This is a genomic window from Balneolaceae bacterium (assembly GCA_034521495.1).
In the GTDB taxonomy this organism is placed as follows: domain Bacteria; phylum Bacteroidota; class Rhodothermia; order Balneolales; family Balneolaceae; genus Rhodohalobacter.
Genome location: JAXHMK010000018.1, coordinates 63,421 through 81,210 on the forward strand (window position 1 = coordinate 63,421; position 17,790 = coordinate 81,210).

General features: G+C 41.2%; 17 protein-coding genes. 11 read left to right on the forward strand and 6 right to left on the reverse strand.

What is annotated here, in order from left to right; translation table 11 throughout:
- Positions 1-6 precede the first annotated feature (6 nt).
- From secF to uvrA, 4 genes are all read right to left on the reverse strand, one after another.
- On the reverse strand, positions 7-924 hold the full coding sequence (secF, locus tag U5K72_16690) for a protein translocase subunit SecF (GenBank protein ID MDZ7720454.1): 918 nt from the start codon (positions 922-924) through the stop codon (positions 7-9).
- A gap of 35 nt (positions 925-959) precedes the next feature.
- Positions 960-2,801: a protein translocase subunit SecD gene (secD, locus tag U5K72_16695; GenBank protein ID MDZ7720455.1), complete on the reverse strand. Its 1,842-nt coding sequence runs from the start codon at positions 2,799-2,801 to the stop codon at positions 960-962.
- Between the two features lie 112 nt (positions 2,802-2,913).
- On the reverse strand, positions 2,914-3,471 hold the full coding sequence (locus U5K72_16700; protein ID MDZ7720456.1) for a hypothetical protein: 558 nt from the start codon (positions 3,469-3,471) through the stop codon (positions 2,914-2,916).
- Positions 3,472-3,596: 125 nt separating this feature from the next.
- Complete coding sequence (uvrA, locus tag U5K72_16705; GenBank protein MDZ7720457.1) at positions 3,597-6,443, reverse strand: excinuclease ABC subunit UvrA; 2,847 nt, start codon at positions 6,441-6,443, stop codon at positions 3,597-3,599.
- Positions 6,444-6,869: 426 nt separating this feature from the next.
- On the opposite strand from uvrA, the gene U5K72_16710 reads away from it, so the two are divergent.
- The 5 genes from U5K72_16710 to U5K72_16730 all read left to right on the forward strand — a co-directional run bounded on the left by U5K72_16710 (position 6,870) and on the right by U5K72_16730 (position 12,771).
- Positions 6,870-8,270 (forward strand): 3-deoxy-7-phosphoheptulonate synthase class II, encoded by a 1,401-nt coding sequence (locus U5K72_16710; protein ID MDZ7720458.1) that lies wholly within the window; start codon positions 6,870-6,872, stop codon positions 8,268-8,270.
- Between the two features lie 349 nt (positions 8,271-8,619).
- The gene (locus U5K72_16715; GenBank protein ID MDZ7720459.1) at positions 8,620-9,048 is read left to right on the forward strand and encodes an Hsp20/alpha crystallin family protein; all 429 of its coding nucleotides are present in this window, start codon (positions 8,620-8,622) and stop codon (positions 9,046-9,048) included.
- A gap of 167 nt (positions 9,049-9,215) precedes the next feature.
- Positions 9,216-10,709 (forward strand): Do family serine endopeptidase, encoded by a 1,494-nt coding sequence (locus U5K72_16720; protein MDZ7720460.1) that lies wholly within the window; start codon positions 9,216-9,218, stop codon positions 10,707-10,709.
- 181 nt (positions 10,710-10,890) lie between these two features.
- The gene (locus U5K72_16725; protein MDZ7720461.1) at positions 10,891-11,868 is read left to right on the forward strand and encodes a DnaJ C-terminal domain-containing protein; all 978 of its coding nucleotides are present in this window, start codon (positions 10,891-10,893) and stop codon (positions 11,866-11,868) included.
- A gap of 129 nt (positions 11,869-11,997) precedes the next feature.
- The gene (locus U5K72_16730; GenBank protein ID MDZ7720462.1) at positions 11,998-12,771 is read left to right on the forward strand and encodes a S1/P1 nuclease; all 774 of its coding nucleotides are present in this window, start codon (positions 11,998-12,000) and stop codon (positions 12,769-12,771) included.
- Between the two features lie 434 nt (positions 12,772-13,205).
- Here the strand turns inward: U5K72_16730 and U5K72_16735 are convergent, their stop codons facing one another.
- Positions 13,206-13,406 carry a hypothetical protein gene (locus U5K72_16735; GenBank protein MDZ7720463.1) on the reverse strand — a complete coding sequence of 67 codons (201 nt, stop codon included), beginning with the start codon at positions 13,404-13,406 and terminating at the stop codon, positions 13,206-13,208.
- 84 nt (positions 13,407-13,490) lie between these two features.
- Between U5K72_16735 and U5K72_16740 the strand changes: the two genes are divergently transcribed.
- Both U5K72_16740 and U5K72_16745 read left to right on the forward strand, forming a co-directional pair.
- On the forward strand, positions 13,491-13,712 hold the full coding sequence (locus U5K72_16740; protein MDZ7720464.1) for a DUF2281 domain-containing protein: 222 nt from the start codon (positions 13,491-13,493) through the stop codon (positions 13,710-13,712).
- Positions 13,705-14,097, forward strand: a complete 393-nt coding sequence (locus U5K72_16745) for a PIN domain-containing protein (protein MDZ7720465.1) — start codon at positions 13,705-13,707, stop codon at positions 14,095-14,097. The genes U5K72_16740 and U5K72_16745 overlap by 8 nt, the downstream gene beginning before the upstream one ends.
- A 438-nt stretch (positions 14,098-14,535) precedes the next feature.
- On the opposite strand, the gene U5K72_16750 is transcribed toward U5K72_16745, so the two are convergent.
- On the reverse strand, positions 14,536-15,069 hold the full coding sequence (locus U5K72_16750; protein ID MDZ7720466.1) for a macro domain-containing protein: 534 nt from the start codon (positions 15,067-15,069) through the stop codon (positions 14,536-14,538).
- 469 nt (positions 15,070-15,538) lie between these two features.
- Between U5K72_16750 and U5K72_16755 the strand changes: the two genes are divergently transcribed.
- The 4 genes from U5K72_16755 (at position 15,539) to U5K72_16770 (ending at position 17,377) form a co-directional block, all read left to right on the forward strand.
- Complete coding sequence (locus U5K72_16755; GenBank protein MDZ7720467.1) at positions 15,539-16,012, forward strand: hypothetical protein; 474 nt, start codon at positions 15,539-15,541, stop codon at positions 16,010-16,012.
- Between the two features lie 77 nt (positions 16,013-16,089).
- The gene (locus U5K72_16760; protein ID MDZ7720468.1) at positions 16,090-16,563 is read left to right on the forward strand and encodes a hypothetical protein; all 474 of its coding nucleotides are present in this window, start codon (positions 16,090-16,092) and stop codon (positions 16,561-16,563) included.
- Between the two features lie 173 nt (positions 16,564-16,736).
- The gene (locus U5K72_16765) at positions 16,737-16,982 is read left to right on the forward strand and encodes a hypothetical protein (GenBank protein ID MDZ7720469.1); all 246 of its coding nucleotides are present in this window, start codon (positions 16,737-16,739) and stop codon (positions 16,980-16,982) included.
- Positions 16,979-17,377, forward strand: coding sequence for a hypothetical protein (locus tag U5K72_16770; GenBank protein MDZ7720470.1), 399 nt, complete (start codon positions 16,979-16,981; stop codon positions 17,375-17,377). Before U5K72_16765 ends, U5K72_16770 begins: the two co-directional genes overlap by 4 nt.
- Positions 17,378-17,790: the final 413 nt, after the last annotated feature.

Sequence of the window (17,790 nt, forward strand, 5' to 3'; positions counted from 1 at the left end):
AGGTTGTTATGATTTGGCCTGCATTGCCCGTTTCTGAAGTTCTACAACGAGCGCGCTTGCTACAAAAAGAGAACTGTAAGTACCTAATATTACACCAATTACGAGTGCAAATGCAAAGCCTTTTAATACCTCTCCTCCAAAGATAAACAGCACAGTTACCACAAACAAGGTTGTTACTGATGTGATTACGGTCCGGCTGAGAGTATCGTTTAAACTTTTATTAATCATATCTTTGAAATCCATGGTTTTATACACCAGTGAATTTTCTCTGATACGGTCAAAAACAACTACGGTATCATTCAAAGAATAACCTACAATTGTCAGGAATGCAGCAATAATGGTTTGATCGATACTTACATCGAAGGGAGCAAATTTTGCCATTATCGTGAAAATTCCCAGCACAATGAGAACGTCATGCGCAAGTGCCGCAATGGCTCCGGCTGAGAAATACCAGCCCTTAAACCTTATAAAGATATAGATGAAGACAACCGCCAGGGCAAAGATAATGGAGTACAGAGCTCCTACACGCAGATCCTCAGCAAAACGAGGCCCTACAAGGTCGGTTTTTTGAACCGTTACCGGGTTGTCTGGATACAAGCTGCTGAATTCAGACATGATCAACTCCCGGGTTTGGGTGATATCTTCTTCTGTATCAACACGCAGAAGAATTTCGCTTTCGGAACCAAATAGTTTTACTTCCGGGGTTGTACCGAGAGGCTCGCTAAGTTCACTTCTTATCTCGACAACATCTACCGCATTTTCAAAGTCGAATACAAATTCCTGCCCGCCCCGGAAATCAATTCCGTATGTCAGACCCATTGTAAAAATTGCAAAAATTGAAATGATAATTAATGAACCTGACAGGAAATAGGCTACTTTTGTGGCTTTAATAAAATCAAAACTTGGTGTTTCAAACCATCTCATAATGTGTACCTGTTTATTTTAATTTTTTTATTTGTTTAACCGAAGTTAACGTCGGCGGTTTTATCACGTGTGAGGTAATCAACAACCACACGTGTAATGACAATTGCACTAAAGAGTGAAGAAACAATACCTGCCATTAACGTAACTGCAAAACCTTTAATCGGACCGACTCCAAAACTGTAGAGTATAATCGCTACGAAAAAAGTAGTCACGTTGGCATCCACAATAGCACTCATGGCATTAGCATACCCGTTATCAATAGCAGCGCGAAGTGTTTTACCTCCCCTCATCTCTTCACGTATCCTGTCGAATATCAATACGTTTGCATCCACCGCCATACCGATCGTTAACACAATACCGGCAATTCCCGGAAGGGTAAGTGTGGCGTTAAAGGCAGCCAGGATTCCAAGAATAAATATAATATTGAGAATCAGTGCAAGATCGGCAATTCCACCTCCAGCGCGGTAATAAACAATCATAAAAAGTGCTACAACTACAAGACCAAAAAGAGTGGAATAGAGACCGGCTTGAATTGAATCTTCACCAAGTGATGCCCCCACGGTTCGTTCTTCAATAATATCAAGCGGGGCGGGAAGTGCACCTGAAAGCAGAATGTTTACAAGGTCTTCCGCTTCTTCAACCCCGCCGAGTCCTGAAATGGAGGATCGACCGTTGTTGATTTTATTCTGAACAGTTGGATATGAGTAGACATAACCATCCAGTACAATGGCTACGGGCCGTCCTATGTTGGCACCTGTAATGCGAGCCCATCGCCGGGCCCCTTCAGCATTCATAGACATGGAAACTTCGGCAGCATTTGTGGTTGGATCGAACGCCACCCGGGCTTCCGAAATTACATCACCTGTCAATTCTATCTGGTTTCGGACAGCTATCAATTCATAAAGTTCGGTGCCGTTATCTTCTGCAAATGGTGTGGCTCCCCACATCAGTTCCATATTTCTTGGTATGAAACTCTGCACTTCTTCCTGTTGGATAAGCCTGTTTACAGTAGATGTGTCTCGTCCGGCGGAATATCCAAAAGAGTGTTGATTGGTTCCTCGGAGATCAAACACTTCAAGCAGGTTTGTTGTTTCATCATCAGCCTGTCCCAATGTGTCAGATTGTAACGTATCGGCCTGTTCTTGTTCCATCTGATTGCTGAAATAATCTGCAATTTGCTGTTTTACAGCGTTGATCTCTTCCGGTTCGGGCAGAAGTCTGAACTCAAGACGTGCTGTTCCCCGTAAAAGATCCCGAACACGCTCTTGATCGTCCACGCCGGGAAGCTCAACTACAATTCGGTTGTTCCCCTGTTGAAGGATAGAAGGTTCGGTTACTCCATACCTGTCTACACGAGACCGGATAATTTCCATTGCCCGGTCAACTGCTTCGTCGCGTTGTTGCCTGAGATAGTTCGTTATCTCTTCATTTGAAGATCGACGCGTAATGTTATCTGCATCAGAACGATAATACCGGCTCAGTAATCCATCGGGATTCCGGCTTTCAAATTCAGCTACAAATTCATCAATAAAATCTGTTCGCTGTTCGAATGCCCGATCTCTTGCCGTCTGTATGATTTCATCAAGTTCCTCATCCGCATATTCGCCGGCAAGTTCCTGCAGCAACTGGGGGGTTCCAACCTCAAGAGTTACATACATACCGCCCTGGAGATCAAGGCCCAGGGAGAGTGACTCCTCACGAAGCTGCTGTAATTTTGCTGCATTTTCTTCCTGGTACTGTACACGTTCAGACGGTACCATATTTTCCATATGTCTCTGTTCCAGCTGCCATTGTATGGTTGGAAACAGATAGTAGATCGTCAGGCCAAGAAACAGGACGATACTACCAATTTTAAATCCGTTATTTTGTGATTTCATAATTTCTTCAGATAATCTTTTGAAAAAGGTTTAATCGTTAAATAATGATAGATATGAACAGAAGGCTGTTTTTGTAAGCACCTCTGTTAAAAGGTTGACAGAGGAGAGAATACTACGGAGCATTAATGCTGATTCCGCTGCTCAAAGGCTGGAGAAAATCGGCAGATCTTCGAAAAAAGAAGAAAAACTGGTTTTTATAAAATCCGTGATGATCGGTGCCGGTATCAGCTTTCAGGAATGAAACATTGAGATCCTGCGGAACCCAGTTGGCGAGAGCTTTTGCAGATTCAGAAAGAACAGAATTAAATCCCGATTTTTGGTTTTGAAAACTATTCCACTGATCAATTAACCAGTCCGATTGGGGTGAATGGTCATTTTCCCCTGGCTGTGAAACAAGGATTTTAAAATGATCTTTATGATTGGCAACCAGTTCAGAAGCTTCCTGAACTAATCCCCAAAAATCTCCGGTCTGGTCTGATAACTCATTAATGGTATTCCTGAGTTCGATCTCACTTTCATTACCCGAAGAAACCACATTGTGATTCAACCACCGGGTAAATGCTGTTTTTTGAGCCTGGCTGGAGAACGGCACAATCAGGTGTGCAAGAAATCCTGCCATCAAACATGTGATGGTTGCCGACCGAAGGATATGGTGAATTCTGTTTTTCATCAGACTTGTAAAAATATAGAGAAACCAATCAGTTGACAAACATTTTTTTTACACTAATGAAAGCCGATTTCAAATAACTAAAACCGATCAAAAAATGTGTTCAAATCGATCTGCTACCTGATTTTCTACACAGAGGTTTTAGATCGTTTATGCTCTCTTTCAAATTCTTGTTTGAGATATCGGCCAGTATAGCTCTCGTCATTTTTTGCAAGATCTTCCGGAGTTCCTGCAGCGATAATTTCACCGCCGGCATGTCCGCCTTCCGGGCCGAGATCAATAATCCAGTCTGCCGCTTTGATAAGATCGAGATTGTGTTCGATAACAATGACCGTATTTCCTTTATTAACCAACTTTTGGATTACATTGACCAGCATACGAACATCCTGGAAGTGGAGTCCGGTTGTCGGTTCATCCATAATATAGACCGTATCACCGGTGCCAATTTTTGAAAGTTCGCGCGAGAGTTTAATCCGCTGAGCCTCGCCGCCACTTAAGGTAGTACTGGATTGGCCAAGCGTCAGATATCCCAAACCAACCGAATTCAATGTTTTTAGTTTTCGTTTGATGGCGGGAATTGAATCAAAAAAGTCTTCCGCTTCACTGATTGGCATCTGCAGTACATCAGAAATATTTTTGCCTTTATAGTGGATCTCAAGGGTTTCCCTGTTGTAGCGCTGACCGTTACAGGTTTCACAATCCACATACACATCGGGCAGGAAGTTCATCTCAATTTTTCGAACACCATCGCCATTACATGCCTCACATCGGCCTCCTTTTACGTTGAATGAGAATCGTCCCTGGTCGTATCCCCGGATTTTAGATTCAGGAAGTTCGGCAAACAGAGAGCGAATATGATCGAATACCTTTGTATACGTTCCGGGATTAGATCGGGGTGTTCGCCCGATCGGGCTTTGATCAATAGAGATAACTTTATCCACATTCTCAATTCCTTCAAACTTTTGATAGGGAAGAGGTACATCTTTCGAATTATAAAACTCATTCGATAAGATAGGGGTTATTGTCTGATTGATGAGGGAACTCTTTCCACTGCCACTTACGCCGGTTACACAGATAAACTTTCCAAGGGGTATTTCGAGGTCCACATCCTTAAGATTATGACCACTCGCCTTTTTAATTTTAAGAGTTCCGCCCGATCCTTTTCTTCGTTTATCAGGATAGGGAATGATCTCTTCATCTCTCAAAAATTTTGTGGTCATCGATTCGGGATCAAGCTCTTCCGGTTTGCCTTCGGTAACTATATATCCACCTTCTGTTCCGGCACCCGGCCCCAGGTCAACCACATAATCGGCATGTTCAATTGTTTCGCGGTCGTGTTCTACAACAATAACCGAATTTCCAAGGTCGCGAAGAGTTTCGAGGGAGTTTATCAGTTTAATGTTGTCTTTTTGATGAAGTCCGATACTTGGCTCATCTAAAATGTAGAGTACGCCTACAAGCTGTGTTCCGATCTGCGTTGCCAGCCGGATTCGTTGAGCTTCGCCGCCGCTCAATGTTTGTGCTTCGCGGTCGAGGGTCAGGTAGTTCAGTCCTACATTCAGCAGGAAATCAAGTCGGTCAATGACCTCTTTTAGTACCTGTTGACCAATCTTTCGCTGACGTTCATTCAGTTTCAGATTGCCGATGGTTTTTCGAAGACTTGAAATATCCTGCTCAACAAGATCGTGAATGTTTAACCCATCAATTTTATAGGATAGTGCCTCGGGGTTGAGGCGGCCCCCACCACAATCGGGACATTTTATTTTTGACAGATACGCTTTCGCTTTATCGCGCTGTTTGTTGGATTTGCTCTCTTCGTACTGCTCCCGAATGATAGATCGCAGGCCGGAAAACTTATGTTTATAGGTTACATTATTCTTTTTGAAATCATAACTCACATTAAACTTCTGGTCACCGCCGCCTTCAAACAGAAGATCTAATGCCTCTTCCGGGAAATCTTCGATAGGAGTGTCGAAATCCAGATCAACTGTGTCCAGTACAGCTTTCAACTGTTTGAAGACAAAAATGTCTCTCGGTTCACCCAAAAACCGTATTGCCCCTTCATTAATTGTTTTTTCGGGATTTTGAATCACAAGTTCACGGCTTACATCATACCGGTATCCGAGGCCATTGCAAGCTTTACAGGCACCATAGGGCGAATTAAAAGAGAAAAGATTGGGGGCCGGATCTTCATAGGAAAGTCCACTTTCGGGATCATATAAATTTTTACTGTACACCTTATCTTTGATCACGCCGTCTTTCTGTATTCCGAGGATCAAGTTTCCATCGGCCATTTCCAACGCCAGGTGAACACTTTCTGAAATTCGTTTTGCGCTGTTTTCCGATATCACGAACCGATCAACTACAACTTCTATATTATGTGTTTTATACCGGTCGAGTTTAATCTCTCCCTCAAGATCAATTAATTCACCATCCACCCGGGCTTTTATATAGCCCTGCTTTTTCATCTGCTCAAATAACTCCCTATAATGGCCTTTGCGTCCCCGAACTACAGGAGCAAGGCAGTAAGCTTTAGTACCATGCTCAATCTCCATGATTGATGAAACAATCTGATCTGATGTTTGTTTTTCCATCTTATTACCAGATTCGTAGGAATAGGGCATACCAATGCGGGCGTACAGCAGCCGGAGAAAATCATATATTTCTGTGATTGTGCCAACTGTAGACCGGGGATTCCGGTTTGTTGTTTTCTGATCGATGGAAATAACGGGGGAGAGGCCATCAATAAAATCGATATCCGGGCGCTCCATCATACCCAGGAACTGCCGGGCGTAGGCAGAGAGCGATTCCAGGAAACGGCGTTGCCCTTCTGCATAAATCGTATCAAAGGCCAGCGATGATTTTCCCGAACCGGAGATACCGGTTAAAACCACAAACTGCTCCCGTGGGATATTAATATCTATGTTCTTGAGATTGTGTTCGCGGGCTCCGCGAATGACAATATTTTCTTGCAATTGGAGTGGATTGAGATTAAAACTTTAAAGATACAAAGAGTTTGTAAGAACAACATCCACTTCAACAAGGAAAAAAAGAAACACATTCATTTTACAAACGCAGTGATGCTGTCAAAAAAGGATGTGAGAGAAATCAATATTCTCATTTTTGTCATACTGGACCCCAATCCGGTATCTCCAAGCATAGTTAAAGAGTGGAGATTCTGTCCCAAGGACTCCTTTGGAGAATCGAGCCTGCCCCGGGAATGCGGGGTTTATAATGACATCCTTTTTGGGCAGCCTTACGTAAAGTTGAATTTTTAAACTTTTGATTATGCTTGAAAGATATTATTAATCCATACGTTTAATCGATTGCAGATTTAAACTTTATCAATTCGATAAATGATGCTTATATTTAAAGTCTTTTAACCGTATCTAAATGAACCAATGAGTACAATCGCCAAACGAGCAAATAAAATTGAAGTCCCCGATCTTATGGAAGGTAATGGATGGCATCCGCTTTCCTGGAATGATAAAGAGATCACACAGCTCCCCGAATATCCCAGTACAGAGGAGTTACAAGATGCATTTGAAGATTTAAAAGCCTTACCTCCGCTGATTACATCCTGGGAGATTGAAGCACTGAAAGACAAACTTGCAAAAGTCTCCGATGGAAAAGCATTTTTATTGCAGGGTGGTGACTGTGCAGAAACGTTTGAAGGGTGCCGATCATCCAAATTGGTAAACCTATTAAAGGTGATGCTCCAGATGAGTTTCATCATGATTCATGAGATGGGCACCGAAGTGGTTCGGGTAGGACGTATTGCCGGTCAATACGCAAAACCCCGATCAAAGGATTTTGAGATAGTTAACGGCGAAAAGATGCTCAACTATCGAGGAGATCTTATCAATAGCTATGAGCCAAATAAGGAAGCAAGAAAACCCGATCCACAGCGATTGATCGAAGCATATCAAAAATCGGCCCTGTCATTGAATTTCTTACGGGCTTTAGCCGATGAGGGATTTGCCGATCTGCAGCATCCCGAACAATGGGAACTCGATTTTATGCATAACAATGAGTTCTATAAGGAGTACGAGGAGATGGTTAGTTCGATCAATAACTCCATTAAATTTATGGAGACGATCACTCCTAATAACAGGTTTAATACGGCTCATAAAGTAGATATCTATACATCACACGAGGCATTGAACCTGTTTTATGATTCGGCTCAAACAAGAAGAGTTCCCCGGAAACAGGGATGGTTTAACCTTAGTTCTCACCTTGTATGGCTGGGAAATAGAACGCAGCAGTTAGACGGGGCTCATGTTGAATACCTGAAGGGAATCCAAAATCCTGTGGGTATAAAAGTTGGCCCTCCGTTTGATATTGACAATTTATTGAGCCTTTTAGACAATATTAATCCATCTCATGAGGCTGGAAAAATTGTTTTGATTACCAGGATGGGACAGGAGAATGTTGAGAAATATTTACCGTCTTACATCCGGGCTGTCAAACAAAACGGTCACCCTGTGGTTTGGAGTTGCGATCCTATGCATGGTAATACCTATGCTACTGATAACAACGTGAAAACCCGAAATTTCAAAGATATTCTTAAAGAGATACATCTGACTTTTGGTGTCCACCGATCTGAGGCAAGTTATCTTGGTGGTGTTCATCTTGAGCTTACAGGTGATAATGTAACAGAATGTGTGGGAGGTGCCAACGGGCTGAAAGAAGATGGGCTTAGTCATAACTATGAAACCTATTGCGATCCTCGCCTTAATTACGAACAAAGTCTTGAAATGGCATTTCTCTTAGCAAAAGAATGGAATAAAAGTTACCAGTAAGAAAGCTTTTTGAATATGAGGGAGAAAAATAGAATCTCCCTTATATTTTTCATTTAAGAGAAAATTTACTCTCAATATTACGATCTGCACTTCTACTTTTTAACAGAGTAAATAGATCAAAGGGGACATCTATGTCTGTTTAAACAACTCTCCGCCAACTTTACAGTTCAGAAAAGACAGGTTGTCCATTATATAATGTCAAACGGTCTGTGAACGTTATAACAATGAAATAAATGCAGAAACCTGAATCAAGGTTGTCATTAAATTCATTGAAATTTTGGTTTGGCACCAAGGTTGCAATATTAATAAGTGAAATAATGAATTAATCTTAACCAAATGGAGATTAGCTATGACACTTATAAAATATAATCAACCTAAAACAGACGTCTTCGGAAAAAGATTTTCAGACATCATGGATGAATTTTTCAATGATGCAGTGGCAACTCGGCAAAACAGATTTGCACCCAGCATTGATATTTCCGAGACGGACAATCAATATATGATTGATGTTGAAGTTCCCGGTATGAACAAAGATGATATCGAGCTCAACATTGAAAATAACACTTTAACGATTTCCGGCGAACGAAAGTTTAAGAAGAAAGAAGACAATAAGCAGTATCACAGAGTTGAATCACACTATGGAAGCTTCAGTCGTTCTTTCACACTACCGGAAAATGTAGAAGTTGATAGTATTTCTGCTTCTTACAACAATGGAATACTAAACATTACCGTTGATAAGAGTGAGCAGCAGACGAAGAAACAAATTAAAATTAAATAATTGAAGAACTGTTCTACTTAGTCCCCTAAAGAGAGCAGGTTAGTTAGCGCCGGAGCCGCATTGAATATGCGCCTCCGGCATCTTTTTGATACAAAGAAATTTTTGAACAATAAGATAAAAATTTCACGTTAAAGTACATTAAAAATCCAATTAAATATTTATCTAAGATGGATAAAATAAAGATTAGTATTGCTGCGATGTTTGCAGTGATTTTTATATTTGTAGGAATGCATTACGCAACCGATAATGGGTCGAATAATGCATCCATGTTTCGGTTACCCGACTTTAATACTACGGAAACTACTGCTGACCAGACTCCGATTACCACTCTGAAGGACTTCAACGATGCAATTGTTAACATTGCAGAGAGAACGAATAAAACGGTAGTAACAATTACCACTACACAAACCGTTACAAGGCGTCAACAATCTCCCTTTTCTTTCTTTTTTGATGATCCTCGATTTAACCAGGAAAGAGAATATAGCCGTCAGGGATTGGGCTCAGGCGTTATTGTTTCTGAGGATGGATATATCCTCACAAACAATCACGTAGTTGAAAACGCAGAAGAGATCAATGTTCGGTTTTTTGACGGCGATGAGATGAATGCTGAAGTTGTGGGAACAGATCCCGCCAGTGATGTGGCCGTTTTAAAAGTTGATGTGGATGAAAGCCTTCCCGCGATCGCCTTGGGGAATAGTGATGAAATCCGCGTAGGAGAGATGGTTTTGGCTATAGGTAGCCCGCTGAATCCCAATTTTGCTCATTCGGTTTCTATGGGAATTGTAAGTGCAAGCGGCCGCTCTTCGCTGGGTTTAAATATGTATGAAAATTACATACAAACTGACGCTGCTATTAATCCCGGTAACTCAGGCGGAGCACTCGTGAATCTTGATGGTGAGCTTGTTGGAATTAATACCGCAATTGCCAGCCGAAGCGGCGGCAACCAGGGAGTAGGATTTGCTATTCCGGTGAACATGGCCCGCGATGTAATGGAGGCATTAATTACGGAAGGCCGTGTAGCAAGAGGTTATCTTGGAATCGGTGGTAGTACGGTTGACAGAACCATGGCACGTGCTCTTGGCCTTAACAGAGCAAGAGGGGTCATCATTGGAGAAGTACTGCCAGACACACCTGCAGCAGAAGCAGGATTGCAAGATGGTGATGTAATTGTATCTTTGGACGGTGAAGAAATTGAAGCCTACAGAGATTTTCAGGTTGCCATCGGAAGTAAAAAACCCGGCGATGAGATTTCCCTTGAAGTCATCCGCGATGGTGAACAGATGGAGTTCAATATAGAACTGGCCGAGCGCGATATGGAAGAGATGGCAGGCAACACAAGAGTAGATGATGATCGCATGAACGATCTGAAAGAAGCACTCGGATTTTCTGTTGAAGATTTAACAAACTCTATTCGACAGCAGCTTCAATTAAACGAGAATGTTGATGGAGTTGTGGTAACGAATATTTCCCAGGGAAGTCCTGCAGCCCGGCAAGGATTGCAACGCGGCGATGTAATTACCCAGGTAGGAGAGCAAGCCGTAACAAATCCAAATGAGTTTTATGGTGCTATTCAAAATTATATTGATGATGAAACTGATGCCGTTCTGCTGCGTGTAAACAGGCAAGGTAGAAATGTTTTCATAGCTATCGAATTGATGTAAGCAAACCATATGTGGTTATGGTTAGGGTTGAAGCCTCTGTCTTTGCTGGCAGGGGCTTTTTTTTATGTCTTGGAGAGACGCTGACTTGTATTTTGTCAAATTCAGGTAATTGGCACTGTCAAAATCGCAAACCTGTGGGTGGTGGCATATCTTTTGCTATAACATTACATGAGGTAATATTATGGACTATAAAGATTATTATAACATTTTAGGTGTGTCCAGGGATGCGTCCCAGGACGAAATTAGGAAGAAATACAGGAAACTGGCAGCTAAATACCATCCGGATAAAAATCCTGATGATGATAGCGCCGAGGAGAAATTCAAAGAGATCGGTGAAGCCTACGAAGTTCTGAAAGACCCGAAGAAGCGAAAATTGTATGATAAAGTCGGGTCTGATTGGAAAAAATATGAACAGGCCGGTGCCAGTGCTGATGATTTTAACTGGAACCAATATGCAAACCAAGGTGGCGGCCAGCGAATTAATATGGAGGATATTTTCGGTGGCGGAGGCCGAGCGGGAGGTGGCGAGAGTCCATTTTCCAGCTTTTTTGAAACGATTTTTGGCGGGGGCGGCGGTGATCCGTTTGCCGGACGCCAATCCCAGGCACGTCAATATCAAAGCAGAACGGGCCGGAATGTGCGCCAAAAAGGGCATGACACAAAGGCCGAGGTAGATGTAAACCTAAAGGATGTACTCACCGGTACAGAGAAACAGTTTCGAATAAACGGGGAGAGAGTTAAACTTAAAATTCCCGCCGGTATAGAAGATGGAAAACGACTTAAACTGAAAGGGAAAGGACAAACTTCGCAAATGGGAGGTCCAAAGGGGGATCTCTACCTGAAAGTGAACGTCAGAGAGCCGGAAGGTTATGAAAGGAGAGGCAACGATATCTATCAGAAAGTGCCGCTGGATCTCTATACAGCTGTTTTAGGTGGGAAGCTGACAGCCCAGACACTCGAGGGAAAAATCAAGTTGGATATTCCGCCGGAAACTCAAAATGGCAAAACATTTCGTTTGGCCGGGAGAGGTCTTCCGCAGTTCAAGAGAAAGGGAAAGAGAGGAGATTATTTCCTGAGAACAGAAATTCAAATTCCTGAAAATCTCACCTCAAAAGAGAAAGAGCTTTTTAAAAAACTGGCTGAAGAGCGGAAGAATTGATCAGTTCATAATTGAAAGATGTTGAAGTTTCAACTCGTAAAAGTAGTGGATTATTTTTTCAAACCAATCAAAGATTTTTACTTTCTGCTATCAACAAAGCTCTTATCTTAAAAAGAAAAACAGACAGTTATGCATCTATTAATTTCACTTCTACTTCTCACCGGCTTTTATTCCGATTCACATGAAACTGAAAGATGGGGGCAGATCGGGCATTATGTTTCGGGCGAAATTGCTGAAAAACATATGAATGATCTCGTAAAAGCCCGGGTACAAAAGATTCTTGGTGATCGGTCCATCGCCATTTCAACGGTTTGGATGGATGATATCCGTTCGGACGATAGCTACGATTTTGATACATGGCACTATGTAACCATCCCGGATGGTGAGAAGTACGATCCTGAAATCCAGGAGGAAAGTGGCGATATTATATGGGCGCTGGAGACGTTGATTGAGGAGCTAAAAGAGGGAGATCTGACGGAAGACGAGGAAAGGGAAAAGCTGAAGCTGGTGATGCATATGATCGGCGATATTCATCAGCCGCTGCACGTTGGAAACGGCGAGGACCGGGGCGGAAATGATGTTCGCCTCCAATGGTTTGGTGATGATTCCAATATACACCGGGTGTGGGATAGTGGAATTATTGAGTCCTTTCAAATGAGTTATACGGAGCTTGCCGATGAGTTAAATACTGCAACATATGAACAAGTTGAAAACTGGCAGAATGATTCGGTGAGAGACTGGGCGTACGAGTCGATGGATTACCGCGATGAGGTGTATGACCTGCCAGACAATATGCGGCTTAGTTACGAATATAGATACTATAAAAAAGGTATTATCTACAAGAGATTACTCCAGGCAGGTGTACGAATGGCCGGCGTTTTAAATGAGATTTATGCAGAGTAATCTTTCGCCTGACGATTATAGTTTTTAGATCTAAACTCGCAGATATCTCCCCTTGAGGGGAGTACCCGACAGGTATGTCGGGGGAGGGGTGTCCAATGCTATTCGCGTATTTACACCCCCCTCCTAAATTTTGAAAACATAAAATTTAGCTTAAACACTCATCCGATGAATAGCCTCTATAAAATCTCTCGATTGCCCTTTCGGCTGTTGAATTTTGAGTATTCAAAACGTTTACTCGGCAGGCGAAGAAGACAATCGCCAACCGGGTGGCTTGATCTCTCGTCCGTCGATAGTCTTTTTCTTCGGACGAATCAGAGATAGCGCGAGCGTCTCGCTCGTGCTTCATTTACAGTGTATCTACTCGAATTCATCGAATAAATATTTCGATAAAAAATTTCAGAATTCGCTAATCCACTTATCAGGAGTGATTGATACTACGATATCTTCTCCAACACATCTGCGTGAACATTAAATGCATTTTGTCCCCAGAGTATAAACCGAACGGTTTTAACATGTTCAAGATCTGCGGATAGGTTTTGGTTCCGAAAGCCCCGTCCGGAATGCATGCCGGAACCTCCGGTTTTGCTGTTTAATACTGGCTTCCCTGTATAAAGAGTTCTCGGAATTAATCCCAAAGATTCAGTTGTTTTCCAAATCGGGAATCTGAATACCAAAAGATTTTGTTATATTGATCAGTGTAAAAACAAAATGTACGAACTATGTCAACCACCCAATTAGAAAAAGAACTTATTAAAAACACCAAAGGTCTTCCCGAAGATGCCCAACAAGAGATCGTAGATTTTGCCAAGTTCATCAGACAAAAAACATTAAAGAAAACACAGAATTCTGTTTCCATTGAATTGTCAAAGTTAAGCAAGTCTCAGGCTACTCACCTCGAAGAAGAGTTTACAGACTACAAAAAACTCTTTCCGAATGTATAGCTATGTTGCCGATACCATGGCTTTAATTCTTTGGCTTGAGAAAAGAAAAATGCCTCCTAAAGTTAAAAAACGATTTTTGGAAGCCGCAAAGAAGGAAGCTGAAATCATTATTCCTTCCATGGTATTTGCGGAATTGGGTTACCTTTCAGAAAAAGGAAGAATTGATACAAATTTAATTGAATCACAAAATCTGATCCAAAATAACGCTTCATTTAAAGAACATACTCTCTCCTTTTCTACGATTCAAGAAGCATTTAAAATTGAAGACATTTCGGAATTACATGATCGTTTGATTTCCGCTGCCGGAAAAGAATTAAATCTTCCAATTCTTACAAATGATCCCGAGATACATCGTTCGAAATATGTGGTAGCAATTTGGGATTGATTTAAGTTAATAGAAAAGATTCTTAGGGATTAATTAATCTTTAATATCATTGAGAAGTTACCCCGAAATTTGCATTGTTTAATCTGAGATAAAGCGAGCAGTATCCCGATCCATCCTATCATGTGGACACAAGTTTATCTATATCTATAAGACGTCTACCGGAATGAATCATCCATAGTTTTCAGGGGATCCCTCCACTGCAATCCGAAGAAAGCGCTGCGAACGCACGGATGGATCTCACTGATACAGGCTATCATGCCTGCACGACTCCATAAGAATCTTGGTTTATACTTGAATAATGTAGATGTGTCCACAAGATAGGGTTCGTCGGGGTCTCGCTCGTGCTTCATTTACAGGGTATTCACTCGAATTCATCGAATAAGTACTTCGATAAAAAATTTCAGAATTCGCTAATCCACTTATCAAGAGTGATTGATACTACGATATCTTCTCCAACATATCTGCGTGAACATCAAATGCATTTTGTCCCCAGAGTACAAACCGAACGGTTTTAATATGCTCTAAATCTATAGATAGCTCTTTGACAGCCGTTAATGCAATTTTAGCAGCCTGTTCCATAGGATAGCCGAATGCACCGGTTGAAATAGCCGGGAAAGCTATGGATTCTAATTCATTCTCATCAGCTATTTTCAGTGCGTTTACATAACAATTTCTGAGAAGCTGGTCTGCCGGTTTATCCCGTCCATACACCGGGCCAAGACAATGAATAATATGACTGTTTGGAAAGTTTGGGGCTGATGTAATAACAGCCTCACCGGGAGTGATGGGGGCAAGACTCCTGGTTTCTTCGGTAAGCTCCGGATCACCGATTCTGTGAATGGCTCCAGCCACTCCGCCTCCGATTTGCAGTTGGGCATTCGCCGCATTTACAATGGCATCACAATCGGGTTGGTCTACAATATTTCCACCGTCTAATTCTATGATAACGTTGTTGAATTTTTTTTGGATCATGGGATTGTTAACTAAAAATTATGAAGTTGACTCTCAACTTTTCCTTAATTTGGACCTGTTACTCTCAAAACTCGCACAAAAAGCATTCACAGAGCCTGTCAGAGTAACAAGAAGCCCATATTCGAAGCGCTTTCCATCTCTAAATTTACCAAAAAGTATATGTTTTTTTGGCAGAATTATGATTGTAATGTCCGAAAGCGCTTTCTATAAAAATAGACATTGTAAGGGCTTTTTTCGAATGCTATTGAGGTTTTTTAATTCGCCAAAAAAGAACTGTGTTAAGACATTGTTAAGACAAAATAATGAAAAGGGCTTCCAATGATAAAAGATGCAATTATGACACTATCTTAGAAAATAGATTGGAAAAAATAGTAGTCAAACTCTTGAATTAAGTGCTTTTAGCCCCCTACCTTTTAATCGAGTTGATAAAACATCAATCTCAAATAAATCGCAATTAATAAATATCAAAATGAAAGCATTAAAAATTGTAACCGCAGTTAGTTTCTTATTTATTGCCAGCATTGCTGTTGCCAGTGAAGTACTTGCTGATAACACAGTGGCAAAAGACTCAACAGCTGTTACAAGTGTTGAAAATGAGAAAGCACTCTTTAACAAACTGGAAACAGGATTGATTTACAGTCTGAATTCCAACGTTAACGGAGTTGTTGAATCATCTCTTTATAATGCAGTTAATTTTAAAATTACTTACCCGGAATTTAATTCCGAAAAAGTAAAAGAGATCCTGGCCAGAATGGCAAAAGAGGGAAACAGTCATACACTGAGATATAAAGCGTATCTCACATTGGCTTATTACCAACACCCAGATCAATTTGGTTCTCCTAAAGCTCTGTTATCTTTGCTGAATAACAAGCATGATAGCGGAATCTTTTTCCATCTACAGACAATAGTAGAGGCTAATCAGTTCACATCGAAAATCAACTAATCCCACTTAATGGTATCCTGATTCACTTTGTAGAATCAACATCAAACTCAAATAAATCGCAATTAACAAATATCAAAATGAAAACATTAAGAATTGTAACCGCGGTTAGTTTCTTATTCATCGCCAGTATTGCTGTTGCCAGCGAAGTACCTGCTGATAACACAGTGGTAAAAGATTCAACAGCAGTTGAAAAGGTTGAAAATGAGAAAGCACTCTTTAACAAACTGGAAAAAGGATTGATTAACAATCTGAACTCCAGAATTACAGGAGTTGTAGAATCATCCATGTATAACGCAATCAACTACAAAGTTGAGTACCCTGAATTTTCTTCAGATAGAGTAGAACAGATCCTTAACAGGATTGCCGTTGAGGGAGAAAGCCACTCACTGAGATATAAAGCATATCTCACACTGGCTTATTACAAGAATCAAGATCAATTTGATTCTCCTGAAAACCTGCTGTCACTGCTTGATTACAAGCACCAGGATGGAATTTTCTTCTATCTGCAGGAGATCGTACAGACAGATCAATTCACATCGAAAATCAATTAATCCAATTTATCGGCAACCTGACTCAGTTTGTAGAACCAGGCAATGCCGATAGCTAATCAATGGAGCAGTTTTAATAAAGACTGTAAACCACCATACACCCATCCGGTTGATTCCTTCTTTGAAGAATGCGAATCAACCGGATTTTATTTTTTATCATAAAAAAGGAGGTTCTTATGCGAACAGAAAAAAAAGTTTCGAATGGAACCCTGAGTTTACCTCAAGAAATTTTATCCTATTTGAAGTTGAAGGATGGAGAGACCGCAAGTTTAGAAGTCAATGAAGACGGCTCGGTAACCATCCGCAAGAAAGAAACAATCGCCGATTTGAAAGGAATTATTAAAAAAGGCGAAACCCCCGATCTGCACGCAAACGGGGATTATGAATTTGAGACGTCATCAAAACAACGGGAGAAATTATGAAAGTTTTGACTACAGAAATTTTACTGGCATATCTTGTAGAAGATCATGAACAAAGCCACCATGCCGACCTGTTTTTTGACTCGGCATCTGAGGCGGAAACCTATTTTTTGAACAATATTGTATTGAACGAGGTAGCAACTTTTTTCGAAGAGAATGTGAAATTTGATAAATGTGATATTTTAAAGGCGCTTCGGGCGCTGGAATCAAATTCACAAATTCGGTTCGAGAATCGCGAAATTGTTTCGGAGGCGATTGAGATGTACTCTATCAGCCGGGAATCTTTTTCGGAATGCCTGAAGTCGGTAATTAACGTCGGCTTTCAGATGAAAAATTTAAAGGCTCTCACTAAAGAGAAGAACGGATTTTTACCCGTCCGAAAACTGCCAGTTATTTAATGAGGGGTTCATCAAAGTGGCAGTATCCATTGGTATAAGTTTTGGTTACTGAGTTTTTAAGCCGGTAATCTACAATTTCTGCAGTTCATTAAGATCAAAAAGGGACATGTATTCCAAGTTGTTGGATTCATTTTTAAAAATTATCAAGATAGCATTCTGTTTTCTTTTGAGGACTTACCCCATTTTTATGATGTAAATTTGTTGCACATGCTTTGTTCTTTTGTCTTGATACAAAAGAACGAAAAAATCAAAGGCTGTGAATACTTGGCGGCGGACACGAGTTCACCGTGGAATCCTTTCAATGGTCCATAACGCTTTCAACCCTTAAATTTCGCTTCTCACCGGTATGAAAGGATTCTTCTCACGGTTCTCTCGTTGTCCTTTTTCCCGCCAACTATTCAAGGCCGGTTATT

Bases quoted from the DNA above. Each gene is read 5' to 3' on its own strand.
- U5K72_16755 (MDZ7720467.1), top strand. From the start codon at position 15,539: ATGAAAGCATTAAAAATTGTAACCGCAGTTAGTTTCTTATTTATTGCC.
- U5K72_16710 (MDZ7720458.1), top strand. From the start codon at position 6,870: ATGAGTACAATCGCCAAACGAGCAAATAAAATTGAAGTCCCCGATCTT.
- secD (MDZ7720455.1), bottom strand. From the start codon at position 2,801: ATGAAATCACAAAATAACGGATTTAAAATTGGTAGTATCGTCCTGTTT.
- U5K72_16725 (MDZ7720461.1), top strand. From the start codon at position 10,891: ATGGACTATAAAGATTATTATAACATTTTAGGTGTGTCCAGGGATGCG.
- U5K72_16745 (MDZ7720465.1), top strand. From the start codon at position 13,705: ATGTATAGCTATGTTGCCGATACCATGGCTTTAATTCTTTGGCTTGAG.
- U5K72_16730 (MDZ7720462.1), top strand. From the start codon at position 11,998: ATGCATCTATTAATTTCACTTCTACTTCTCACCGGCTTTTATTCCGAT.
- U5K72_16720 (MDZ7720460.1), top strand. From the start codon at position 9,216: ATGGATAAAATAAAGATTAGTATTGCTGCGATGTTTGCAGTGATTTTT.
- secF (MDZ7720454.1), bottom strand. From the start codon at position 924: ATGAGATGGTTTGAAACACCAAGTTTTGATTTTATTAAAGCCACAAAA.
- U5K72_16750 (MDZ7720466.1), bottom strand. From the start codon at position 15,069: ATGATCCAAAAAAAATTCAACAACGTTATCATAGAATTAGACGGTGGA.
- U5K72_16765 (MDZ7720469.1), top strand. From the start codon at position 16,737: ATGCGAACAGAAAAAAAAGTTTCGAATGGAACCCTGAGTTTACCTCAA.
- U5K72_16770 (MDZ7720470.1), top strand. From the start codon at position 16,979: ATGAAAGTTTTGACTACAGAAATTTTACTGGCATATCTTGTAGAAGAT.
- U5K72_16740 (MDZ7720464.1), top strand. From the start codon at position 13,491: ATGTCAACCACCCAATTAGAAAAAGAACTTATTAAAAACACCAAAGGT.
- U5K72_16760 (MDZ7720468.1), top strand. From the start codon at position 16,090: ATGAAAACATTAAGAATTGTAACCGCGGTTAGTTTCTTATTCATCGCC.
- U5K72_16700 (MDZ7720456.1), bottom strand. From the start codon at position 3,471: ATGAAAAACAGAATTCACCATATCCTTCGGTCGGCAACCATCACATGT.
- U5K72_16715 (MDZ7720459.1), top strand. From the start codon at position 8,620: ATGACACTTATAAAATATAATCAACCTAAAACAGACGTCTTCGGAAAA.